Annotated in this window: 23 protein-coding genes; 19 read left to right on the forward strand and 4 right to left on the reverse strand. The window is 73.5% G+C overall.

Annotated elements, in window-relative coordinates:
• Nucleotides 1-4: 4 nt before the first annotated feature.
• Genes L615_RS07185 through L615_RS07195 form a run of 3 tightly spaced genes read left to right on the forward strand, consistent with a single transcriptional unit; the run spans nt 5 to nt 3,220 of the window.
• On the forward strand, nt 5-1,264 hold the full coding sequence (locus L615_RS07185) for a phosphoribosyltransferase domain-containing protein (protein WP_186449769.1): 1,260 nt from the start codon (nt 5-7) through the stop codon (nt 1,262-1,264).
• Entirely contained in the window at nt 1,261-2,391 is a 1,131-nt protein-coding gene (locus L615_RS07190; RefSeq protein WP_145724608.1) for a cysteine protease StiP family protein, read from the forward strand. The genes L615_RS07185 and L615_RS07190 overlap by 4 nt, the downstream gene beginning before the upstream one ends.
• Before the next feature lies 1 nt (nt 2,392).
• Nucleotides 2,393-3,220 carry a hypothetical protein gene (locus L615_RS07195; protein WP_145724610.1) on the forward strand — a complete coding sequence of 276 codons (828 nt, stop codon included), beginning with the start codon at nt 2,393-2,395 and terminating at the stop codon, nt 3,218-3,220.
• Here the strand turns inward: L615_RS07195 and L615_RS07200 are convergent.
• Genes L615_RS07200 through L615_RS07215 form a run of 4 tightly spaced genes read right to left on the reverse strand, consistent with a single transcriptional unit; the run spans nt 3,198 to nt 7,209 of the window.
• A complete protein-coding gene (locus L615_RS07200; RefSeq protein WP_036516534.1) occupies nt 3,198-4,466 on the reverse strand; it encodes a hypothetical protein in 1,269 nt (422 codons plus the stop codon). The two genes, L615_RS07195 and L615_RS07200, sit on opposite strands and share 23 nt — an antisense overlap.
• 60 nt (nt 4,467-4,526) lie before the next feature.
• Nucleotides 4,527-5,417: an aldose 1-epimerase family protein gene (locus L615_RS07205; RefSeq protein ID WP_028654201.1), complete on the reverse strand. Its 891-nt coding sequence runs from the start codon at nt 5,415-5,417 to the stop codon at nt 4,527-4,529.
• Nucleotides 5,418-5,426: 9 nt separating this feature from the next.
• Nucleotides 5,427-5,987, reverse strand: a complete 561-nt coding sequence (locus tag L615_RS07210; protein ID WP_145724612.1) for a uridine kinase — start codon at nt 5,985-5,987, stop codon at nt 5,427-5,429.
• Nucleotides 5,965-7,209 (reverse strand): amino acid deaminase/aldolase, encoded by a 1,245-nt coding sequence (locus tag L615_RS07215; protein WP_028654203.1) that lies wholly within the window; start codon nt 7,207-7,209, stop codon nt 5,965-5,967. Before L615_RS07215 ends, L615_RS07210 begins: the two co-directional genes overlap by 23 nt.
• Before the next feature lie 26 nt (nt 7,210-7,235).
• On the opposite strand from L615_RS07215, the gene L615_RS07220 reads away from it, so the two are divergent.
• The 16 genes from L615_RS07220 to argG form a co-directional block, all read left to right on the forward strand.
• On the forward strand, nt 7,236-7,805 hold the full coding sequence (locus tag L615_RS07220) for an SseB family protein (RefSeq protein ID WP_145724614.1): 570 nt from the start codon (nt 7,236-7,238) through the stop codon (nt 7,803-7,805).
• Nucleotides 7,806-8,097: 292 nt separating this feature from the next.
• On the forward strand, nt 8,098-8,718 hold the full coding sequence (gene infC, locus L615_RS07225; protein WP_396954727.1) for a translation initiation factor IF-3: 621 nt from the start codon (nt 8,098-8,100) through the stop codon (nt 8,716-8,718).
• A gap of 32 nt (nt 8,719-8,750) precedes the next feature.
• Nucleotides 8,751-8,945: a 50S ribosomal protein L35 gene (gene rpmI, locus L615_RS07230; RefSeq protein WP_028654205.1), complete on the forward strand. Its 195-nt coding sequence runs from the start codon at nt 8,751-8,753 to the stop codon at nt 8,943-8,945.
• A gap of 43 nt (nt 8,946-8,988) precedes the next feature.
• Nucleotides 8,989-9,387, forward strand: a complete 399-nt coding sequence (gene rplT / locus L615_RS07235) for a 50S ribosomal protein L20 (protein WP_028654206.1) — start codon at nt 8,989-8,991, stop codon at nt 9,385-9,387.
• Nucleotides 9,388-9,399: 12 nt separating this feature from the next.
• Nucleotides 9,400-10,182: an RNA methyltransferase gene (locus L615_RS07240; protein ID WP_028654207.1), complete on the forward strand. Its 783-nt coding sequence runs from the start codon at nt 9,400-9,402 to the stop codon at nt 10,180-10,182.
• Nucleotides 10,179-11,213 (forward strand): ATP-binding protein, encoded by a 1,035-nt coding sequence (locus L615_RS07245; RefSeq protein WP_261376588.1) that lies wholly within the window; start codon nt 10,179-10,181, stop codon nt 11,211-11,213. The genes L615_RS07240 and L615_RS07245 overlap by 4 nt, the downstream gene beginning before the upstream one ends.
• A 124-nt stretch (nt 11,214-11,337) precedes the next feature.
• A complete protein-coding gene (gene pheS / locus L615_RS07250) occupies nt 11,338-12,447 on the forward strand; it encodes a phenylalanine--tRNA ligase subunit alpha (RefSeq protein WP_028654208.1) in 1,110 nt (369 codons plus the stop codon).
• Between the two features lie 3 nt (nt 12,448-12,450).
• On the forward strand, nt 12,451-14,907 hold the full coding sequence (gene pheT, locus L615_RS07255; RefSeq protein WP_145724616.1) for a phenylalanine--tRNA ligase subunit beta: 2,457 nt from the start codon (nt 12,451-12,453) through the stop codon (nt 14,905-14,907).
• A gap of 44 nt (nt 14,908-14,951) precedes the next feature.
• The gene (gene argC, locus L615_RS07260) at nt 14,952-16,007 is read left to right on the forward strand and encodes an N-acetyl-gamma-glutamyl-phosphate reductase (RefSeq protein ID WP_145724617.1); all 1,056 of its coding nucleotides are present in this window, start codon (nt 14,952-14,954) and stop codon (nt 16,005-16,007) included.
• A 5-nt stretch (nt 16,008-16,012) separates the two neighbouring features.
• Complete coding sequence (locus L615_RS07265; RefSeq protein WP_186449770.1) at nt 16,013-16,441, forward strand: ACT domain-containing protein; 429 nt, start codon at nt 16,013-16,015, stop codon at nt 16,439-16,441.
• Nucleotides 16,442-16,499: 58 nt separating this feature from the next.
• On the forward strand, nt 16,500-17,660 hold the full coding sequence (argJ, locus tag L615_RS07270; protein ID WP_145724620.1) for a bifunctional glutamate N-acetyltransferase/amino-acid acetyltransferase ArgJ: 1,161 nt from the start codon (nt 16,500-16,502) through the stop codon (nt 17,658-17,660).
• Nucleotides 17,657-18,592 (forward strand): acetylglutamate kinase, encoded by a 936-nt coding sequence (argB, locus tag L615_RS07275; RefSeq protein WP_028654213.1) that lies wholly within the window; start codon nt 17,657-17,659, stop codon nt 18,590-18,592. Before argJ ends, argB begins: the two co-directional genes overlap by 4 nt.
• Nucleotides 18,593-18,633: 41 nt before the next feature.
• Nucleotides 18,634-19,797: an acetylornithine transaminase gene (locus L615_RS07280; protein WP_084254877.1), complete on the forward strand. Its 1,164-nt coding sequence runs from the start codon at nt 18,634-18,636 to the stop codon at nt 19,795-19,797.
• Nucleotides 19,794-20,738, forward strand: a complete 945-nt coding sequence (argF, locus tag L615_RS07285) for an ornithine carbamoyltransferase (RefSeq protein WP_145724622.1) — start codon at nt 19,794-19,796, stop codon at nt 20,736-20,738. Before L615_RS07280 ends, argF begins: the two co-directional genes overlap by 4 nt.
• 1 nt (nt 20,739) lies before the next feature.
• On the forward strand, nt 20,740-21,264 hold the full coding sequence (locus tag L615_RS07290) for an arginine repressor (protein ID WP_145724624.1): 525 nt from the start codon (nt 20,740-20,742) through the stop codon (nt 21,262-21,264).
• A partial coding sequence (argG, locus tag L615_RS07295) for an argininosuccinate synthase (protein WP_145724626.1) occupies nt 21,261-22,160 on the forward strand: 900 nt, incomplete at its 3' end. The genes L615_RS07290 and argG, both read left to right, overlap by 4 nt.

Raw genomic sequence — 22,160 nt, forward strand, 5'->3', positions numbered from 1 at the left:
GGCCGTGACGGAGCCGGCGGACGTGCGTGCCCTGCTCGGTCTGGAGATCCGGACCGGGGGAGCGGTCGGCTTCGACGAGCTGGCCGGCCTCGCCCTGCGCGACAACCGGCGTCGGGCGCACCTGATCGTCTCGAGGGTGCTCGGCAAGCACATCCCGGTGCACCCCGCGCTCGTCCTCGACGCCGGCCACCGCCTCGCCGACCTCGTCGCCGCCGAGCTCGGCGGGCTCGACGACGGGTGGGCCGCAGGAGCCCTCGCCGTCGGCTACTGCGAGACCGCCACCGGCCTCGGCCACGCGGTCGCGCAACGCCTGGGCACGGCGTACCTCCACTCCACCCGCGCCCCGGTCGCCGACCTGCCGATCGCGGTGAGCTTCGAGGAGGAGCACTCCCACGCCGTCGCTCACCACCTGCAGCCGGGTCCGGACGTCAGCCTCGCCGGCGACGGACCGCTGGTCCTCGTCGACGACGAGCTGACCACCGGCCGCACCGCCCTCAACACGATCGAGGCGCTGCACGCGCACCACCCGCGCCCGACCTACGTCGTCGCGGCGCTCATCGACGCCCGCACCCCCGCGCAGCAGGACGCCTTCGCGAAGCGTGCCGCCGAGATGGGCGTCGACGTCCGGGTGGCCTCGCTCGCCGCGATCGCGGTCGACGTCCCCGACGACGTCCTCGACCGCGCCGTCCGTGCCCGGAAGCAGCTGGCCGGCCCGGCGCCGCTGCCGGCGCGCCCACCCGCCACCGTCCGCGTGTACGACGACCGGTGGCCCGCGCACCAGCCGACGGGCGCCCGCAACGGGCTGACCGCGCAGGGGACCGCACGCCTCGACGAGGCCGCCGCGGAGACCGCCCGGTGGCTGGGCTGGGAGCTGGCCGGCCGGGTGCTGGTCGTCGGCACCGAGGAGCTGATGTTCCTGCCGACCCTGATCGGCGCCCACCTCGCCGAGCAGCACCCCGACCTCGACGTGGTCACCCAGTCGACCACCCGCTCCCCGGTGCACGCCGCCGACCAGCCCGGCTACGCGGTGCGGCGCACCCTGGAGTTCCCCGCGCCGACCGAGCCCGGCCGGCCCGCCCGCCTCCACAACGTCGTGGACCCCACGGCGACGCCTGCCGACGGCACGGCCTGGTCCCAGCTGCACCACGACCACGTCGTCGTGGTCGTCGACGCGTCCGCCGACGACAGTGCACCGCTCGCCGAGGCGCTGCGCCCGTTCGCCGACGTCGTGCACGTCGTCACCGTCGCCGGAGGCCCCCGATGACCACCACCGGCGCCGCGCCGGCCGCGCCGGCGCGCTTCGGCTCCTACCCGCCCGAGGACGTCACCTGGCTGCTGAGCGACCTCTCCGACGTCGCGCTCGAGCGCAGCACCGAGGAGCGCGAGCGGGCCATCCAGGGCGGCACGCACTACTCCGAGATGCTGCCGGTCGAGTTCCAGCCGGACGCGGCCTACCTCGAGCTCTTCCACGAGGCGCTCGAGACGAGCGCCGAGCGGGTCGCCACCGCCGTCGGCGTGGTCGGCGAGCTGCTCTGGCAGCGCCACGCCGCCCGCGGGCACCAGCCGGTGCTGGTGTCGCTGGCCCGCGCCGGCACCCCGATCGGTGTCCTGCTGCGCCGCTGGCTCGCCGAGGCCCACGATGCCGACGTGGCGCACTACACGATCTCGATCATCCGCGGCCGCGGCATCGACGAGGTCGCGCTCGCCCACGTCCTCGACCGGCACCCCGCCGGGGCGGTCGCCTTCGTCGACGGCTGGACCGGCAAGGGCGCGATCCAGCGCGAGCTCGACGAGGCCGTCGGCGGCTGGGTCGCGGCCCACCCCGAGCACGCGGACCTCGACCCCGAGCTCGCCGTGCTGGCCGACCCTGGTGGCTGCACCTCGGTCCACGGCACCCGCGACGACTTCCTCATCCCGTCGGCCTGCCTGAACTCCACGGTCTCCGGGCTGATCTCGCGCACCGTCTACCGCGACGACCTCATCGGCGAGGGCATGTTCCACGGCGCGAAGTTCTACGCCGAGTGGGCGGACGAGGACGTGTCCAACCTCTTCGTCGACACCGTCGCCGCACGCTTCGGCGACGTCCGGGACGCGGTCGCGGCGGGCCTCGCGACCGACCCGGCGACCCGCGCGGTCACCTGGGCCGGCCTGCGCTCGGTCGAGCAGGTCGCCCGCGCGTACGGCATCACCGACGTCAACCTGGCCAAGCCGGGCGTGGGGGAGACCACGCGGGTGCTGCTGCGCCGCGTGCCGTGGCAGGTGCTCGTGCGCCCGGACCGGCTGGCGGACCTGCGCCACGTGCTGGCGCTCGCCGAGGCCCGCGACGTCCCGGTCGTGCCGACCCCCGACCTGCCGTACTCCTGCATCGGCCTGATCCGGCAGGTGACCTGACGTGGCCGGCTCCTTCCTCGTCGCGCTCGACCTCGACCGCACCCTGATCTACTCCGCCGCCTCTGCCGGGCCGGAGGCACCGGCCGACGCCCGCGTCGTCGAGGTGTACGGCGGCGCGCCACTCTCGCGGATGACGCAGCGCGCCTGGGCGCTGCTCGGCGAGCTGGCCGCCCGCGCCGAGGTGGTCCCCGTGACCACCCGGAGCCCCGCCCAGCTCCAGCGGGTCGGGCTGCCCTCCGCCGCCCGGCACGCGATCTGCGCCAATGGCGGGGTGCTGCTCGTCGACGGCGTCGCCGACCCGGGGTGGCTCGAGGAGTCGCGGACCCTCGCGGCCGCCTCCGCGCCGCTCGCCGACGCACGGGCCGCGCTGGACGCGGTCGCGCACGAGCCGTGGGTCAAGCTGGTCCGCGACGTCGAGGACCTGTTCTGCTACCTCGTCGCCCACGACCGTGACGCGATCCCCGAGGCCTGGGTCGCCGGGCTCGAGGACTTCGCCGCCGGCGCGGGCTGGACCGTCTCGGTGCAGGGCCGCAAGGTCTACGTCGTGCCGCAGGGCATCGGCAAGGGCAGCGGGGTCGAGCGGTTGCGGCGCCGGCTCCCGGACGGGGCGGCGACGACCGTGCTGGCCAGCGGCGACAGCCTGCTCGACGCGGAGATGCTGCTGGTCGCCGACCACGCGCTGCGACCGGCACACGGCGAGCTGCACGACGCCGGCTGGACGGCCCCGGGTGTCGGGGTGACCAGGTCGTCGGGCATCCTCGCGGCCGAGGAGGTCCTCGCCTGGGCGCTCGAGCGCGTCGGGGCGGTCAGTGCCCCCGTGCCGTCCTGATCATCGCGTCCAGCCCGGCCTCGATCGAGTCGGCCTCGGCGACGATCGCGCCCCAGTTCGGGCGCGTGGCCGAGACCTGGTCGACGAGCCCCTCGGTGCGCCGGGCCAGCGCGTCCAGCGTCGGCCCGTAGCGGGTCGGGTCGCCGGGCAGCCCGTCGAGGAACCGGCGGGCGTCGACGAGCCGACGCCGCAGCCGCTCCAGCAGCGCGCCCGGGTCGTCGGCCAGCGAGTCGAGCCGCTGCAGCCGGTCGGTGGCGTTGCGCAGGTCCTGGTTGGCGTCGTTGATCGCGGTGCGCACGCTGGTGAGCAGGTCGGTCGCGGCCGGCACGTCGAGCGGCGCCTGCGCGACCAGCCGGTCCAGCTCGACCAGCCCGTCCTCGATCACCTTCAGCGCCGCCTCGACCCGCTGGGGTGCGCCGTCGACGTCGCGCCAGGCGTCGAAGGTGTAGCGCCGGCGCAGGTTGCTCATCACCTCGGGCAGCCGGGCGTGCTGGGTGCGGATGGCGTCGCGCCGGGTGCGCACGGAGAGCAGCCCGGTGCGCACCCGCTCGGCCCGGTCGGGAAGGTCCCGCGCGAGCCGGAGCGCGGACTCGGCCGCCTCGACGGCGTCGGCCGCGGCGGTGTGCGCGTCGACCCAGCGCCGCTCCTCCGACGCCGCCCGCGCCGCGGCGATCCCGGTGCCGGCCCGTGCCAGCGACGAGGTGGCGTCGTCGTCGCGCAACCCGAGCCCCGACGCCTCGGCGAGCACCTGCCGGGCCTCGGTGCGTGCGGCGTCGGCCCGCTCGACCAGGTCCGGCGTCTCGTCGCGCCACGCGGCAGCCGCCTCCAGGCCGGCGGCGTGCACGGCGCGGAAGCGCTCGACGTCGGGGAAGAGGGCGCGAAGCCGGGCGGCCGTGGCCGTGAACCCGTCGGCGAACCGGCGCGCCTCGGCCTCCTCGTGGTCCACCCGCGGGTCGTAGGCCGCGTCGAGCTCGTAGAACTGCAGCGCCACGATGCCGGTCTCGACCGACAGCCGGTCCCAGTCCTGCGAGAGCGGGGTGGTGAAGCCGACCCGGTCGGCCCCGGCGCGCGCGGCCGCGGCGGCCGCGTCGATCTCGCTCAGCTCGGTGAGGTCGACCTCGAGGGACTCGAGGTGCGTCATCGCCCGGGCGGCGTCGGCCTGGGCGGCGCGGGCGTCCTGCTGGGCGAGGTCACGGGAACGGCGCCACCAGCGGACGCCGCTGCCGCCAGCATCGCTCGTGGCCATCCTCGTCCGTCCCGTCCCGTCAGTTCGGCTGATCGCCCCCCAACGTTATCGACCGTGCGGTCAGCCGACGGCAGCGATGCCCCACGTCGCCGAGAAGGTGGCGCCGGGCTCGAGCACGACGAGGTCGTCACCGGAGTTGAAGGCGTCCGGCGGGGCGGTCATCGGCTCGACCGCGACGCTCCCGCGTGGCACCGCCCGCTCGTCGCTGGTGTAGACCTGCACCCACCGGTGGTGGGCGTCCATCCACACGGCCGTGCCGGTCCCCGTGCCCGGGTCGACCAGGCGCACGGTCGTCGTGCCGTCGCCGTCCCGGACGAGGTCGGTGACGGCGTGGTCGAGGCTGGTGCCCTCGAGCCGTTCGCCGAGGACGCCGGCAAACGACGCCCGCCCGGTCGGGATCAGCCGGTCGTCGACGGTCAGGTAGGTCGCTGCCGGAAGGTCCAGCCGCCAGCGGTCGCACGTGCCCGGCCCCGCGACGAGGTAGGGGTGGCCACCCGAGGCGTACGGCGCCGGGCCGGCCGCGCGGTTCGTGGCGGACTGGGTCACGCTCAGCCCACCCACGCCGAGCTGCCACGTCGTGGTCAGGTCGAGCGTCCACGGGTAGCCGGACTGCGCCGGCAGCCGGTAGGAGAGCTCGACGGTGTCCGACTCGTGCCGCACGAGCGTCCAGGACACCCAGCGGACCAGGCCGTGGGAGGCGTTGCCGCGGCTCGGCTCGGTCAGCGGGAGCTGGTAAGTCCGGCCGTCGAAGGTGTAGCGGCCGTCGCGGACGCGGTTCGGCCAGGGGGCGAGCAGCTGGCCGCTGCCGTTCGTCGGCATCGCGTCCTCGGCGACCGGCTCGACGAGGTCGCGGCCCTCGAAGGTGAGCGCGCGGAGCACCCCGGTCTGGGTGACGACGGCGTCGTAGCCGTACGAGGAGATGGCGTGGTGGTCACCGGTGGGCGTGGTCACGTGCCAAGCCTAGGGTTCCCGGGTGGTGATCAGGAGGTCTGCGCGCGAACGCGTGTCCTCGCGCTCGTGCAGCGCGGCCTCGTCGGCGAGCCAGTCGGCCCAGTGCTGCCGCTGGGCCTCGCCGTCGCGCTCCAGCCAGCGAGCGAGCCGGGTGTCGACGTCCGCCTCGACCCACACCAGCAGGGTGATCAGGTCGTCGTAGGCCGCAGCCGCCGAGCCGACGCCCTCGAGGACCAGCAGCGGCACGGGGTGCACGACCTCCGTGGCACCCCACCGATCGGCGTGCCAGTCCCAGCGGCGCCAGGTGCCCGGCCGGCCCTCGGCCAGCGGGCGCAGCAGCGCCTCCAGCGTCCCGCCGAGGCCGGGCAGGCCGCGCCAGCCCTCGAGCATCTCGTCGGTGCCCAGCACCACGGCGTCGGGGGCGAGCTCGGCGAGGGCGCGGGCCAGGGTCGTCTTGCCCGCGCCGGCCAGGCCGTCGATGCACACCAGTCGCCCCTCGCCCAGCGTCGGGGGAGCGGCGAGCGTCCGGGTCAGGACGGTGGCGGCCTCAGAACGCGAGTCCGTGGCCACGGTAGGTCGGGACCTCCTCGACGAACCGGTCGCCGTCGGCCAGCAGCACGGTGGTGCCGTGCTCGAACGGCTCACCGGACTTGGCGTGCCGGAACCATACGAGGTCGCCGATCTCGAGGGTCGCGGCGTTGGTGCCGAGCAGCGGCGTCTGCACCTCGCCCGCCCCCTCGAGGCCGGTGAGCCGCAGGCCGGCCGGCGCCCACGGCGTGGGAGCGCGGTCCGCGCCCGTCGGACCCGACGCGACCAGCCCGCCGCCGTGCACCGTCGCCACGTCCGCTGCGGGCCGGCGGGTCACCGGCAGGCCGAAGAAGGCGGCCGGGCGCGGGGAGAACGAGCGGTAGTGGTCGAACAGGGTCGGCCCGAGCAGGCCGGAGCCGGCAGTCACCTCGGTCACGACCGGGTCGGCCGCCGAGGTCTCCAGGGACCCGGACCCGCCGGCGTTCCACAGCTGCAGGCCGGTGAACCCGCCCTGGCCGACGAGCGCGTCGACCGCCTCCGCGATCGCGGCCCGGCGGTGCTCGAGCTGCTGGACCGACAGCTCCTTGATCTTGCGGACGACGGCCGACCGCGCCCGCTGGTGCGGCACCTGGTCCGGCACGCCGGCGACCTGGCCCTCGTAGGTCATCACGCCGACGAGCTGGAAGCCCGGGCGCTCGACGACGGTGCGCGCCAGCGCGGCGACCGAGCCGACGTCGAAGAGCGGGGAACGCCGCGGCCCCACTTGCTGACCGCCCCAGCGCAGCCCCGCGTCGACGTCGATGGCGACCCGGACCGGCACGGCGGTTGACGCCCGGAGCGCGTCGACCGCGTCGAGGTGTGCGACGTCGTCGACCATGATCGTGATCCGCGACGCGGCCCGGGGCGAGGCGACCAGCGCGCCCAGCGCCGCCCGGTCCACGCTGGGGTAGGCGACGACCACGTCGTCGCTCACGTCGTTCTCGACCAGCCACAGCGCCTCGGCGACGGTGTAGGCGAGCACGCCCGCGAACCCCGGTGTGGCCAGCGCCCGGCTGACCAGCGCCGGCACGCGCAGCGACTTCGAGGCGACCCGGACCGGCTTGCCGCCGGCGCGGCGCACGAGGTCGGCGGCGTTCGCGTCGAAGGCGTCGAGGTCCACGACGAAGGTCGGGGTGGACAGGGGCTCGGGCCAGGCCGCGACGGCCTCGCCCAGCCTCCGCCAGAGGCGGTTGCGGGCGACGAACGAGTGGTGCACGCCGGTCATGGTTCCACGGATGCGAGAATCCGCCGGTGACCGAACCGCCGAAGCCCGAGGGACAGCCGCGCCCGGACGCCAAGCGCCTCCAGGGCTCTGCGTACGTCGACGACGACGGCTCCGCCGACCCCGCCCTCGCCACGGCGCTCGAGGGGTACGACGCCGGCCGGACGTCGTACCCGGAGGTGCTCGGGGCGCTCGCGGGTGCCCGGCTGCTGGTCCCGGTGGTCGCGATGCTCGGCGAGGTCGAGACCGGTCCGGACGGGCTCGCCCGGGACAAGTCCAGCGACATGGCGGCCGTGCTGCTCACCGGTGCGGACGGCCGGCTCGCGCTGCTCGCCTTCACCGACCTGGCCAGCCTCGCCGCGTGGGACCCGCAGGCCCGGCCGGTGCCGGTGGCGGCCCGGCTCGCTGCGGCCACCGCCGTCCAGGAGGGCGCGCACGCCCTGGTCGTCGACGTGGCCGGCCCGCACCGGTTCGTCCTCGCGGGGGAGGACCTGCACCGCCTCGCCGCCGGCTGGCGCCCGGTCCGCGTCGAGGACGGCGAGTGGGGCTGGCTGGGCGCCGCCACCGACGATTCGCCCGGCGGGGACCAACTCGGGTAACATCTGGCGTTGACCGATTCGTCATGCCTCGGCGTGACGAATCCACAAGCGGGGACCAGCACCATCGTCTCCCACCCGCAGCGGCCGCCAGGTCGTCGGGTCCGGTCCATGGAGAGCCCCGCCCGGGCGTCAGTCCGGGGGGCGACGGGGCTCGTGACTGGCTTCCGCTTGCACCAGCGGGAGCCTCTTCTCATTTGCAGGGCTGAAGGACTCCCGACCGAACGAGTTTGGAGGACACATCAGCACCGAGCTGCGCATCAACGAGAGGATCCGGGTTCCCGAGGTCCGTCTCGTGGGACCCAACGGCGAGACCGTCGGCATCGTCCCCACCGACCAGGCACTCAAGCTCGCGCAGGAGGCCGACCTGGACCTGGTGGAGATCGCCCCGATGGGGAAGCCCCCTGTCTGCAAGCTCATGGACTACGGGAAGTTCAAGTACGAGAACGCCCAGAAGGCCCGTGAGGCACGACGGAACCAGACCAACGTCGTCATCAAGGAGATGAAGCTCCGGCCCAAGATCGACGCGCACGACTACGAGACCAAGAAGGGTCACGTCGTTCGCTTCCTCAAGGCCGGCGACAAGGTCAAGATCACCATCATGTTCCGCGGCCGCGAGCAGCACCGCCCCGAGCTGGGCTTCCGGTTGCTGCAGAAGCTGGCCGAGGACGTCCAGGAGCTGGGCTTCGTCGAGTCCAACCCGAAGCAGGACGGGCGCAACATGATCATGGTGCTGGGCCCGCACAAGAAGAAGGCCGAGGCCAAGGCGGAGGTCAAGGCCGCCAAGCAGGAGGCGGCCGCGGAGCGAGCTGCCGAGCAGGCCGAGGAGCGCGCGGAGCGGACCGCCACCCAGCCTTCGAACACGAAGAAGGCGAAGCGGGCCAACGACGCGCTCGACCCCGACATCGACCTGTAAGACGAAGCACCCGAGACAGAGCGGACACACAGATGCCCAAGAACAAGACGCACTCCGGCGCCAGCAAGCGGTTCAAGGTGACCGGCAGCGGCAAGATCCTTCGTGAGAAGGCCGGGAAGCGCCACAACCTCGAGAAGAAGGCCTCGAAGGTGACCCGTCGCCTGACCGGCACCGTCGAGGTCGCGAAGAACGACGTCCCGCGCGCGAAGAAGATGCTCGGCCTCTGAGGCCCCGCGTCCGAACCGAGCCAGAACCACAAGGAGCTAAGACATGGCACGCGTCAAGCGCGCAGTGAACGCGGCGAAGAAGCGTCGTACCACCCTCGAGCGGGCCAGCGGTTACCGCGGCCAGCGCTCCCGCCTGTACCGCAAGGCGAAGGAGCAGGTCACCCACTCGCTGGTCTACAGCTACAACGACCGCAAGAAGAACAAGGGCAACTTCCGCCGCCTGTGGATCCAGCGCATCAACGCTGCCGCTCGCGCCGAGGGCATGACCTACAACCGCTTCATCCAGGGCCTGAACCTGGCGGGCGTCGAGGTCGACCGCAAGATCCTCGCCGACCTGGCCGTCAACGAGCCCGCTGCCTTCTCGGCGCTCGTGGCGCAGGCGAAGGCCGCGCTGCCGGAGGACGTCAACGCGCCCCGCGAGTCCGACAAGGCCTCCGCCTGATCGCGACCTGACGTGACCGCGCCCCTGACCGGCGGCAACGCCAGGGTCAAGGAAGCACGGAAATTGCACCGCCGCTCGGTTCGTTCCGAGCGGCGGTGCTTCCTTGCTGACGGACCGAAGGCGATCGAAGGTGCCCTCGCCACCCCCGGCCGCGTCCGCGAGGTCTTCGCCACGCCCGCCGCCGCGCAGCAGCACGCCGCCTTGCTCGGCGGCGTGCCCGTCACGCTCGTCGACGACCGGGCGATGGCCGGGCTCAGCGACAGCGTGAACCCGGCCGGCGTCGTCGCGGTCTGCGACTTCCTCGACGTGCCCCTCGCCGGGGCGCTCGACGGTCGCCTCGTCGCGCTCTGCGCCGACGTGCGCGACCCCGGCAACGCCGGCACCGTCATCCGTACCGCCGACGCCGCCGGCGCGGCAGGCGTGGTGCTCGCCGGCGATGCCGTCGACCTCTACAACCCCAAGACGATCCGCGCCTCCGTCGGCAGCGCCTTCCACCTGCCGGTGGCGCTCGAGCGCGACCCCGCTGCCGCCGTGCGTGCGGCCAGGGAGGCCGGCCTGACCGTCCTCGCCGCCGACGGTGGGGGAGAGGTCGACCTGTTCTCCGCCGACGAGCTCCTGGCCCGGCCCACGGCGTGGCTGTTCGGCAACGAGGCGTGGGGCCTGCCGGACGAGCTCGCCGCCCTCGCCGACCACCGGGTGAGCATCCCGATCGCGGGCCGCGCCGAGTCGCTGAACCTCGCGACCGCCGCGGCGGTCTGTCTCTATGCCAGCGCCCGCGCCATGATGGCGGGGTGACCGAGCCCCTCGACCTGCTGCCCGACGGCGTCGTCGTCGCCGACGCCGACGGTTGCGTGACCGCGATCAACGCGGTCGCCGCCGGGATGCTGGACGTCGCGCCGTCCGACGCCGTCGGACGCAAGCTCGATGACGTGCTGGCACTCACCGACCACGAGGCACGGGCGTGGACCGACGCGAACACGCCGTACGACGGGCTGCCGACGGTCAAGGCGGTGCCGGAGCAGGCGTGGCTGCTCCCCGACGGCACCGAGGTCCTGGTCACCGCCCGGCTGCACCGGGACCGGCCCATCGGTCCGGTGACCGCGGTGGCGGTCTCGCTGCGCTCGGGCCGGGGTCGGGCCCGGCTCGACCGCGAGCGCTCCGACCTCGTCGCCACCCTCGCCCACGAGCTCCGTTCGCCGCTCACCGGGGTCAAGGGCTTCGTCAACGCACTGCTGAACCGGTGGGACAAGCTCAACGACGAGCAGAAGAAGCTGATGCTCACCACCGCCAGCGCGGACGCGGAGCGGCTCAGCCGGCTGATCGCCGAGCTGCTCGACGTCGCGCGGATCGACACCGGTCGGTTGCAGCTGCACCGCAGGCCCACCGACCTGGTGCTCAAGGCGACCCGGGTCCACGACTCCATCTCCCACGCCACGTCCACCCCGCTCGAGCTGCACGTCGACGACGACGTGCCGTCGGTCGACGCCGACCCCGACAAGGTGATGCAGGTGCTCACCAACGTCGTCGAGAACGCCGTGCGCCACGGCGACGGCACGGTGCGCATCCACGTCGGGCCGTGGGCGGAGGATCCCTCCTTCGCCGCCGTCACCGTCACCGACGAGGGCGACGGCATCCCCGTCGAGCTGCGCAAGCGGGTCTTCACGAAGTTCTGGACCGCCGGCAAGCGCGGCGGCTCGGGGCTGGGCCTCTACATCGTCAACGGGCTGGTGAAGGCCCACGGCGGCGTGGTCACCGTCGACGACCGGCCCGGCGGAGGTGCCCGGGTCGTGACCGCGTGGCCGGTCGTCGCGGAGGTGGCCCGATGAGTTCGTCGGCCGTGGCGCGGCTCACGGCGGTCGCCGACGAGATCGGCTCCTGAGGGTCTTCCGCGGTCCGCGGGTGAATACCGGTTCGTCGCCGGCGCCCGCTGGTTCCTAGACTTGCCGCACGATGTCTGGCCCGAACACTGACTACGACCCCGTGGAGGTCGCCGCCGTGAGCCCTGCCGAGGTGGAGGCCGCGCGCGACGCCGCACTGGCCGCGATCGCCGCTGCCGCCGACCTGGAGCAGCTCAAGGCGGTGCGCAGCGAGCACGCCGGCGACCGCTCCCCGCTGGCCCTGGCCAACCGGGAGATCGGTGCGCTGCCGCCCCAGGCCCGCAAGGAGGCCGGCCAGCGCGTCGGCCAGGCCCGCGGCGCCGTCAACAAGGCGCTCGCGGCCCGGCAGGTCGAGCTGGAGGCCGAGAACGAGGCCCGCATCCTCGTCGAGGAGGCCGTCGACGTCACCTTGCCGACCGACCGCGACCCGGTCGGTGCCCGGCACCCCCTGACCACCGGGTCGGAGCTGATCGCCGACATCTTCGTCGCGATGGGCTGGGAGGTCGCCGAGGGCCCGGTCATCGAGGCCGAGTGGCTCAACTTCGACGCGCTCAACCTCGGCCCGGACCACCCGGCCCGCACCATGCAGGACACGTTCTGGACCGAGCCGGCCGACAACCACGTCGTGCTGCGCACGCACACCAGCCCGGTCCAGGCGCGCACCATGCTCACCCGCACGCCGCCGATCTACGTCGTGTGCCCGGGACGCGTCTTCCGCACCGACGAGTACGACGCCACCCACTCGCCGATGTTCCACCAGGTCGAGGGCCTGGCCATCGACGAGGGCATCTCGATGGCTCACCTCAAGGGCACGCTCGACCACTTCGCCACCCAGATGTTCGGCGAGGGCATCACGACGCGCTTCCGTCCGTCGTACTTCCCGTTCACCGAGCCGTCGGCCGAGGTCGACCTGGTCTGCTTCGTGTGCCGCGGCAGCCAGGTCAACGACGAGGGCGAGACCTGCCGCACCTGCCGGGGCGAGGGCTGGATCGAGTGGGGCGGCTGCGGCATCGTCAACCCGCGCGTGCTCCAGGCCTGCGGCGTCGACTCGAGCCGCTACTCCGGCTTCGCGTTCGGCATGGGCATCGACCGGACCCTCATGTTCCGGCACGGCCTCGAGGACCTGCGCACCCTCTTCGAGGGCGACGTGCGCTTCACCACGGCATTCGGAAGCGAGCTGTAGACCATGAAGGCCCCTGTCTCCTGGATCCGGGAGCTCGTCGACCTGCCCGCCGACGTCACCACCGAGGTCCTCACCGACCGGCTCACCGCGCTCGGGCTCAAGCTCGAGGCCATCCACTCCGCCGACATCACCGGCCCGCTCGTCATCGGCCGCGTCCTCACCCAGGACAAGGAGCCGCAGAAGAACGGCAAGGTCATCAACTGGTGCACCGTCGACGTCGGTGACGCCAACGGCACGGGCGAGCCGCAGGGCATCGTCTGCGGCGCGCACAACTTCGGCCCCGGCGACCTCGTCGTGGTCGTGCTGCCGGGTGGCGTGCTGCCTGGGGGCTTCGAGATCTCCGCGCGCAAGACCTACGGCCACCTCTCGGCCGGCATGATCTGCTCGGCCCGCGAGCTCGGGCTCGGCGACGACCACGACGGCATCATCGTGCTGCCGCCCGACGCCGGTGAGCCCGGCGACGACGTCTTCGAGCTGCTCGGCCTCGACGACGAGGTCATCGAGTTCGAGATCAACCCCGACCGCGCCTACGCGCTCTCCCTGCGCGGCGTCGCCCGCGAGGCCGCGCTGGGCTTCGGGGCGCCCTTCACCGACCCGGCCGAGCGCTCGCTCCCCGAGGTGGACGGCCGGGCGTGGCAGGTCGAGGTCGAGGACCCGGCCGGCTGCCCCGTGTTCGCCGCCCGCCTCGTCAGCGGCTTCGACCCGACCCGCCCGACGCCGGACTTCATGAAGCGCCGCGTCGAGCAGGCCGGCATGCGCTCGATCTCGCTCGCCGTCGACATCACCAACTACGTGATGCTCGAGCTCGGCCAGCCGATCCACGGGTACGACGCCGACAAGGTCGCCGGCGCGCTGCGGGTCCGCCGCGCCCGGGAGGGCGAGAAGCTCACCACGCTCGACGACGCCGTGCGCGACCTGTCGACCGAGGACCTCGTGATCGCCGACGACTCCGGCCCGATCGGCCTGGCCGGCGTCATGGGCGGGGCCACCACCGAGATGTCGGACACGACCACCCGCGTGCTGGTCGAGGCGGCGCACTGGGACGCCGTGTCGATGTTCCGCACCGGCAAGCGCCACAAGCTCACCTCCGAGGCGGGCAAGCGCAACGAGCGCGGCGTCGACCCGCTGCTGCCCGGCGCCGCGGCCGACCGCGTGGTCGAGCTGATGGTCGAGCACGGCGGTGCCACCGCCGAGCCCGGGTTCACCCTGGTCGGCACCGCCCCCGAGCGTCCGACCATCTCCTTCGAGCCGGACCTGCCGGCACGGCTGAGCGGCATCGACATCTCCGCGGTGACCACCGTCGAGAGCCTGCGCGCCATCGGCGCCGCGGTCACCGAGTCGGGCGACGGCTCGCTCGAGGTCGTCCCGCCGACCTGGCGCCCGGACGTCAACGACCCCTACGACCTGGTCGAGGAGGTCGTCCGGATCGTCGGCTACGACCAGGTCCCGAGCGTCCTCCCGCGCCGCGCCACCGGCCGCGGCCTGACCCGGGCGCAGCGGCTGCGCCGCGGCGACGAGCCCGTCCCCGACCTGCGCCGGCTGGGCGAGATCGCCACCCTGCTGCGCCGCGGGCTGCCGGCCGACGACCCGCTGCGCTCCACGGTCGGCCTGGCCAACCCGCTGTCGAGCGAGGAGCCGTCGTACACGACGACGCTGCTGCCCGGCCTGCTCGAGGCGGCCGGTCGCAACGTCAGCCGCGGCGCCCCCGGGGTCTCCCTCTTCGAGACCGGCACGGTCGCGTTCCCCTCCGAGAACGGTCCGGCCCCGATCTACGGCGTGCACACGCGTCCCTCCGACGCCGAGCTGGAGAAGCTGCTCGAGGCGCTGCCCGTGCAGCCGCTGCACCTCGCCGTCGTCCTCGCCGGCGAGCGCTCGCGTGCCGGCTGGTGGGGCGAGGGCGCCGACGCCGGCTGGACCGATGCGCTCGCCGTGGTCCGCCGCCTCGCCGACGAGCTCGGCGTCCGGATCCAGGTCGCCAACGCCGCCCGGATGCCGTGGCACCCGGGCCGATGCGCGGTCGTCTCGATCGACGAGGTCGTCATCGGCCACGCCGGCGAGCTGCACCCGAGCGTGTGCAAGGCCTTCGGGCTGCCCGCTCGCAGCGCCGCCGTCGAGGTCGACCTCGATGCGCTCATGGCCGCCGCGGTCGACGTCACGCCCGGGCCGGTCTTCTCCACGATGCCGGTCGCCAAGGAGGACGTCGCGCTGGTCGTCGACGCGTCGGTGACCGTCGCCGAGGTCGAGGCTGCGCTGCGCGAGGGCGCGGGGGAGCTGCTCGAGTCGGTTCGCCTCTTCGACGTCTACACCGGTGAGCAGATCGGCGAGGGCCGCAAGTCGCTGGCGTTCGCGCTGCGCTTCCGGGCGCCCGACCGGACGCTCACGGACGCGGAGATCAGCGCGGCGCGCGACGCCGCCGTGGCCGCCGCGGTGGAGCGGGTCGGCGCGGTCCAGCGGACCTGACCGGCGGGTCGGTTGCACAAGAACATGCAGCATCCTGTATGTTCATGCACATGAGCAAGGTTCGGGTCGCGGTCGCCGGTGCCAGCGGGTACGCCGGCGGCGAGGTGCTGCGGCTGCTGCTGGGTCACCCGGGTGTCGAGATCGGTGCGCTGACGGCCGCGAGCAACGCGGGGGAGCGCCTCGGCGCGCTCCAGCCGCACCTGCTCCCGCTGGCGGACCGGGTGCTCGAGCCGACGACGGCCGACGTGCTCGCCGGCCACGACGTGGTCTTCCTCGGCCTGCCGCACGGCCAGTCCGGCGCGCTCGCCGCCGAGCTGTCGGCGCGCGACGCGGACGTCGTGGTCATCGACTGCGGCGCCGACTACCGGCTCGACGACGCCGCGGCCTGGGAGCAGTTCTACGGCAGCCCGCACGCCGGCACCTGGCCCTACGGCCTGCCCGAGCTCCCCGGCAACCGGGACGCCCTGCGCGGCGCGAAGCGGGTCGCCGTCCCCGGCTGCTACCCGACCGTCTCCTCGCTGACCCTGGCCCCCGCGGTCGCAGCCGGGCTCGTCGTCCCCGACGTCGTCGTCGTGGCGGCCTCCGGCACCAGCGGGGCCGGCAAGGCGGCGAAGACCCACCTGCTCGGCAGCGAGGTCATGGGCAACGCCAGCGCCTACGGCGTCGGGGGAGTCCACCGGCACACGCCCGAGATCACCCAGAACCTCGGCCGGCTCATCGACGGTGGCCCGGCCTCGGTCAAGGTCAGCTTCACGCCGCTGCTGGTGCCGATGCCGCGCGGCATCCTCGCCACCTGCTCGGCCCCGCTGGCCCGCCCGGTCACGGCCGAGGAGGCCTACGAGACCTACGCGGCCGCCTACGCCGACGAGCCCTTCGTGCACGTGCTGCCGCCGGGCCAGTGGCCGCAGACCCAGTCCGTGCTCGGCTCGAACGCGGTCCACCTCCAGGTCACGGTTGACGGGGCCGCCGGTCGGCTGGTCGCCGTCGGCGCCGTCGACAACCTCGCCAAGGGCACCGCCGGCGCCGCCGTGCAGTGCATGAACCTCACCCTCGGTCTCGACGAGACCACTGGCCTGAGCACCGTGGGACTGGCACCGTGAGCAACGTGACCAACGACAGCGCCGAGACCCCCGAGCCCTCCGAGACCTTCGAGATCGCCCGCTACCCGGAGACCCTCGCCGTCGTCCGGCTCGCGCCGGGTGCCGAGGTGCCGGCCTGGGCCGAGTCCTCCTCGATCTTCTCGATCACCGCGACCGCCACCGAGACCTCCCTGGTGTGCGCCGGGCGCAACGTGCCGAAGAAGGCCCGGCACGAGAAGCCGCTGACCGCGTTCACCGTCACCGGCACCCTCGACCTGAAGACCCCGGGCATCCTCGCCGGCCTGCTGGCGCCGCTCGCCGAGGACGCGATCCCGGTCTTCGTGATCTCCACCTTCGACACCGACTGGGTCCTCGTGCCCACCGGCCAGGCCGACCGGGCCGAGGAGGCGTGGCGACGATCGGGGCACGCCGTCGCCCCCGCCGTCCCCGCCTGAGACCCGAGCCCCGCGCGCCCCGTACCCGCCGCGGGCACACCCACGAGAAAGTCGAACCATGAGCGTCACCCATCCCGCCGGCTTCGTCGCGGCCGGCGCCGCCATCGGCCTCAAGGCCAGCGGCGGCAAGGACTTCGCCCTCGTCGTCAACCAGGGCCCCACCTTCGACTCCGCCTCGGTCTTCACCAGCAACCGCTGCAAGGCCAACCCGGTGCTGTGGAGCGAGCAGGTCGTCAAGGACGGCGTCGTGCGCGCCGTCGTCCTCAACTCCGGCGGCGCCAACTGCTACACCGGCCCGGAGGGCTTCCTGACCACCCACCAGGTCGCCGAGGAGGTCGGCAAGGTCCTCGGCATCGGCGCCGGCGACGTCGTCGTCTGCTCCACCGGCCTGATCGGCCTCACCAACGACCGGCAGACCCTGCTCGACGGCGTGCACACGCTGCACGCGCAGCTCTCGCCCGAGGGCGGCCAGGCGGCCGCCGAGGCGATCATGACCACCGACACCGTCAGCAAGCAGGTCGTCGTCGAGGCGCCCGACGGCTCCGGCTGGTCGATCGGCGGCATGGCCAAGGGGGCCGGCATGCTCGCCCCCGCGCTGGCGACCATGCTGGTGGTCATCACCACCGACGCCGTCGTACCGGCCGCCGAGCTGGACGCGGCCCTGCGCGCCGCGACCCGGGTCAGCTTCGACCGGCTCGACTCCGACGGCTGCCAGTCCACCAACGACACCGTCACCCTCATGGCGAGCGGGGCCTCCGGCGTCACGCCGACCGCCGAGCAGTTCACCGCCGCGCTCACCGAGGTCTGCACCTCGCTGGCGAAGCAGCTGCTCGCCGACGCCGAGGGCGCCGACCACGAGATCTCGATCACCACCGTCAACGCCGCGAGCGAGGACGAGGCCGTCGAGGTCGGCCGCAGCGTCGCCCGGAGCAACCTCTTCAAGGCCGCCGTGTTCGGCAAGGACCCCAACTGGGGTCGCGTCCTGGCCTCCATCGGCACCACGCAGGCAGCCTTCGACCCGGCCGACCTCGACGTCGCGATGAACGGCGTGTGGGTGTGCCGCAACAGCACGCCGGCCGAGGACCCGTCGCTCGTCGACCTCTCCGGCCGGCAGGTCACGGTGACCATCGACCTCAAGGCCGGCGACGCCGAGGCGACGGTGTGGACCAACGACCTCACCCACGCCTACGTCCACGAGAACAGCGCCTACTCGTCATGACCGAGGAGAAGATGAACCAGCCCGGCAAGCCCGACCCCTACAAGGCCGCGACGCTCGCCGGCGCCCTGCCCTGGCTGAAGGCCTACCACGGCAAGATCGTCGTGGTGAAGTACGGCGGCAACGCGATGACCGACGACCGGCTCAAGCGCGCCTTCGCCGAGGACATCGCCTTCCTCCGCTTCGCCGGGTTCCGCCCGGTCGTCGTCCACGGCGGTGGACCGCAGATCTCGCAGATGCTCGACCGGCTCGGCATCGAGTCCGAGTTCCGCGGCGGCCTGCGGGTCACCACCCCTGAGGCGATGGACGTGGTCCGGATGGTGCTCGTCGGCCAGGTGCAGCGCGAGCTCGTCGGCCTCATCAACGAGCACGGCCCGCTGGCCGTTGGCCTCTCCGGCGAGGACGCGCGGCTGTTCACCGCCGAGCCGACCGGCACGGTCGTGGACGGCGAGGAGGTCGACCTCGGCCTCGTCGGCGAGGTCGCCCAGGTCCGGCCCGAGTCGGTCCTCGACCTGATCGAGGCAGGCCGGGTGCCGGTCGTCTCCAGCGTGGCGCCCGACGTCGACGGCGTCGTGCACAACGTCAACGCCGACTCCGCCGCGGCGGCCCTCGCGGTCGCGCTCGGCGCGGAGAAGCTGCTCGTGCTCACTGACGTCGAGGGCCTCTACCTCGACTGGCCGGACCCCGAGGAGGTCATCGGCGAGATCAGCCCCGAGGCTCTCGAGGAGATCCTCCCGACCCTCGCCAGCGGCATGATCCCGAAGATGAGCGCCTGCCTGCAGGCCGTGCGCGGTGGCGTCGCCCGTGCCACCGTCGTCGACGGCCGCCAGGAGCACGCCGTGCTGCTGGAGCTCTTCACCGACGAGGGCGTCGGCACGCAGGTGCTGCCCGGCGTGACCACCAAGACGCGCAAGGCCCGGGAGGACGTCAAGTGACCACCACGACAGACTGGACCGAGCGGTACGCCGGTGCCCTGATGAACACCTTCGGCCCGCCGAAGCTCGTGCTGGCCCGCGGCGAGGGCGCCCACGTGTGGGACGTCGACGGCCGCGAGTACGTCGACCTGCTCGGCGGCATCGCCGTCAACGCGCTCGGCCACGCCCACCCGCGGCTGGTCGAGGCGGTGACCACGCAGCTGCAGACGCTCGGCCACATCTCGAACTTCTTCGCCAGCGCTCCGCAGGTCGCCCTGGCCGAGCGGCTGGTCACCCTGCTCGGCACCGACGGCCGGGTCTTCTTCACCAACTCCGGCACCGAGGCCAACGAGGCCGCCCTCAAGCTCACCCGCCGCACCGGCCGGACGAAGGTCGTCGCGACCACCGGCTCCTTCCACGGCCGGACCATGGGGGCGCTCGCGCTCACCTCCAAGCAGGCCTACCGCGAGCCCTTCGAGCCGCTGCCCGGTGACGTCACCTTCGTCGAGTACGGCGACGTGGCCGCCCTCGAGGCCGCCGTCGACGACGCGACTGCCGCCGTCATCGTCGAGCCGGTCCAGGGCGAGGCGGGCGTCATCGTGCCGCCGCGCGACTACCTGCCCTCCGCCCAGCGCATCGCCCACGAGCACGGCGCCCTGCTGTGGCTCGACGAGGTGCAGACCGGCATCGGCCGCACCGGGGCCTGGTTCGCCCACCAGCACCCCGACCTGGTCTCCGGCACGGTCGTGCCGGACGTGGTGACCCTCGCCAAGGGCCTCGCCGGCGGCATCCCGATCGGTGCCTGCATCGCCACGGGCGGTTCGGGCAAGCTCTTCGACCCCGGCAACCACGGCACGACCTTCGGTGGCAACCCGGTCGCGTCCGCGGCCGCCCTCGCCGTGCTCGACGTCGTGGGCGAGGAGGGCTTCCTGGGTCGGGTGACCGAGGCCGGCGTGCGGTTGAAGGCCGCCGCCGCGGCCGACCCGCGGGTCGTGGAGACGCGGGGGGCCGGTCTCCTCGTCGGGCTCACCCTCGCTCAGCCGAAGGCCGCCGAGGTGGTGACCGCCGCGCAGGACGCGGGCTTCATCATCAACGCCGCGACCCCGGAGCGGATCCGCTTCGCCCCGCCGCTGGTGCTCACCGACGCGGACATCGACGCCTTCGGTGCCGCCTGGCCCGCCATCCTCGACGCCGCCGGCGTGGCCGTGGACGGGGGTGCGGCATGATCCGCTCCTTCCTGCGCGACGACGACCTCACCCCGGCCGAGCAGGCGGAGGTCCTCGCCCTCGCCGCGAAGCTCAAGGCCCAGCCCTACGACCACAAGCCGCTAGCCGGTCCGCGCACCGTCGCCATGGTCTTCGACAAGCCGACCCTGCGCACCCAGGCATCCTTCGCCGCGGGTATCGCCGAGCTCGGCGGCAACCCGATGCTGGTCGACGGCGCGCTGGCCGGCATCGGCAAGCGTGAGTCGGTGGCCGACGTCGCCCGGGTGCTGGGTCGGCAGGCCTCGCAGGTCGTGTGGCGCACCTACGCCCAGTCCGACCTCGAGGAGATGGCGACGATGTCCGGCGTGCCGGTCATCAACGCGCTCACCGACGAGTTCCACCCGTGCCAGCTGCTCGCCGACCTGCTGACGGTCCAGGAGCACAAGGGCGGCCTCGCCGGCCTCACCGTCGCCTTCCTCGGCGACGCGGCCTGCAACATGGGCAACTCGTGGGCGCTGGCCGGCGTCACCGCGGGGATGCACGTCCGCTTCGGCTGCCCCGAGGGCTACGCCCCGGACGCCGGGGTGCTCGAGCAGGCCTCGGCCCTCGGCGCCGCCACCGGCGGCAGCGTCGCCGTCACCACCGACCCGGCTGCCGCGGTCGAGGGCGTCGACGTCGTCGTGACCGACACCTGGGTGTCGATGGGCAAGGAGGACGAGGCGGCCGCCCGCCGCGAGGTCTTCAGCCCGTACGCCGTCACCGAGGACCTCGTCGCGCAGGCGCGGCCGGACGCCGTCGTCATGCACTGCCTGCCCGCCTACCGCGGCTCCGAGATCGCCGCCGCGGTGATCGACGGACCGCAGAGCGTCGTGTGGGACGAGGCCGAGAACCGACGGCACGCCCAGAAGGCCGTGATGGCCTGGCTCCAGGCCCACGTCGACCAGCCCGGGAAGACCGGCTGACGTGAGCGAGCACGCCCTGACCCCGCTGACGAAGAACGCCCGCCAGGCGCTCATCGTCGAGCTGCTGGAGAGCAACGAGGTGCGCTCCCAGCCCGAGCTGTCCGACCTGCTCGGGCAGCGTGGCGTGCACGTCACCCAGGCCACCCTGAGCCGCGACCTCGTCGAGCTCGACGCGGTCAAGGTCCGCGCCGCCAGCGGCGCACTCGTCTACGCCGTCCCCGCCGAGGGCGGCGACCGGACCCCGCGCGCCCCGGTGCTGGGGGAGAGCCCCGCGTCCCAGCACCGCCTCGGCCGGCTCTGCTCGGAGCTGCTCGTCAGCGCCGAGTCGAGCGCCAACCTCGTCGTCCTGCGCACCCCGCCGGGCGCCGCCCAGTTCCTCGCCAGCGCGATCGACAAGGTCGAGATCGCCGACGTCCTCGGGACCATCGCCGGAGACGACACCGTGCTCGTCATCGGCCGTGACCCCGCCGGGGGAGACGCCCTGGCCCACCGATTCACCTCCCTTGCCGAAAGGAACGAAAGTTGAGCAAGGTCCTGACCTCCCTGCCCGTGGGCGAGCGCGTCGGCATCGCCTTCTCCGGCGGCCTCGACACCTCTGTCGCCGTCGCGTGGATGCGCGACAAGGGTGCGATCCCGTGCACCTACACCGCCGACATCGGCCAGCCCGACGAGCCCGACATCGCCGGGGTCCCCGAGCGGGCGAAGCAGTACGGCGCCGAGATCGCCCGCGCCGTCGACATCAAGCCGCAGCTGGTCGAGGAGGGCCTGGCCGCGCTCGCGTGCGGCGCCTTCCACATCCGCTCCGGCGGCAAGGCCTACTTCAACACCACGCCCCTGGGCCGCGCCGTCACCGGCACCATGCTCGTGCGCGCGATGCAGGCCGACGGCGTCAACATCTGGGGCGACGGCTCGACCTACAAGGGCAACGACATCGAGCGGTTCTACCGCTACGGCCTCATGGCGAACCCGGAGCTGCGCATCTACAAGCCCTGGCTCGACGCGGCGTTCGTGGAGGAGCTCGGCGGGCGGCACGAGATGAGCGAGTGGCTCGTCGAGCACGGCCTGCCGTACCGCGACTCCACCGAGAAGGCCTACTCCACCGACGCCAACATCTGGGGCGCGACCCACGAGGCCAAGGTGCTCGAGCACCTCGACGTCTCGCTCGAGGTCGTCGAGCCGATCATGGGCGTGAAGTTCTGGGACCCCTCGGTCGCCATCGAGACCGAGGACGTCGCGGTCACCTTCGAGGCCGGCCGCCCGGTCGCGATCAACGGCCAGCGCTACGACGACCCGGTCGCCCTCGTGCTCGAGGCGAACGCCATCGGCGGCCACGGCCTGGGCATGTCCGACCAGATCGAGAACCGCATCATCGAGGCCAAGTCCCGCGGCATCTACGAGGCGCCCGGCATGGCGCTGCTGTTC

The sequence above is a fragment of the Nocardioides sp. J9 genome (assembly GCF_007829375.1).
GTDB lineage: Bacteria > Actinomycetota > Actinomycetes > Propionibacteriales > Nocardioidaceae > Nocardioides.

What these genes read in the sequence shown, in the direction of transcription:
- L615_RS07200 (WP_036516534.1), bottom strand. Translation starts at nt 4,466, where the DNA reads ATGGCCACGAGCGATGCTGGCGGCAGCGGCGTCCGCTGGTGGCGCCGT.
- L615_RS07280 (WP_084254877.1), top strand. Translation starts at nt 18,634, where the DNA reads ATGAACACCTTCGGCCCGCCGAAGCTCGTGCTGGCCCGCGGCGAGGGC.
- pheT (WP_145724616.1), top strand. Translation starts at nt 12,451, where the DNA reads ATGAAGGCCCCTGTCTCCTGGATCCGGGAGCTCGTCGACCTGCCCGCC.
- rplT (WP_028654206.1), top strand. Translation starts at nt 8,989, where the DNA reads ATGGCACGCGTCAAGCGCGCAGTGAACGCGGCGAAGAAGCGTCGTACC.
- argB (WP_028654213.1), top strand. Translation starts at nt 17,657, where the DNA reads ATGACCGAGGAGAAGATGAACCAGCCCGGCAAGCCCGACCCCTACAAG.
- argJ (WP_145724620.1), top strand. Translation starts at nt 16,500, where the DNA reads ATGAGCGTCACCCATCCCGCCGGCTTCGTCGCGGCCGGCGCCGCCATC.
- pheS (WP_028654208.1), top strand. Translation starts at nt 11,338, where the DNA reads ATGTCTGGCCCGAACACTGACTACGACCCCGTGGAGGTCGCCGCCGTG.
- argF (WP_145724622.1), top strand. Translation starts at nt 19,794, where the DNA reads ATGATCCGCTCCTTCCTGCGCGACGACGACCTCACCCCGGCCGAGCAG.
- argC (WP_145724617.1), top strand. Translation starts at nt 14,952, where the DNA reads ATGCACATGAGCAAGGTTCGGGTCGCGGTCGCCGGTGCCAGCGGGTAC.
- L615_RS07215 (WP_028654203.1), bottom strand. Translation starts at nt 7,209, where the DNA reads ATGACCGGCGTGCACCACTCGTTCGTCGCCCGCAACCGCCTCTGGCGG.
- L615_RS07190 (WP_145724608.1), top strand. Translation starts at nt 1,261, where the DNA reads ATGACCACCACCGGCGCCGCGCCGGCCGCGCCGGCGCGCTTCGGCTCC.
- rpmI (WP_028654205.1), top strand. Translation starts at nt 8,751, where the DNA reads ATGCCCAAGAACAAGACGCACTCCGGCGCCAGCAAGCGGTTCAAGGTG.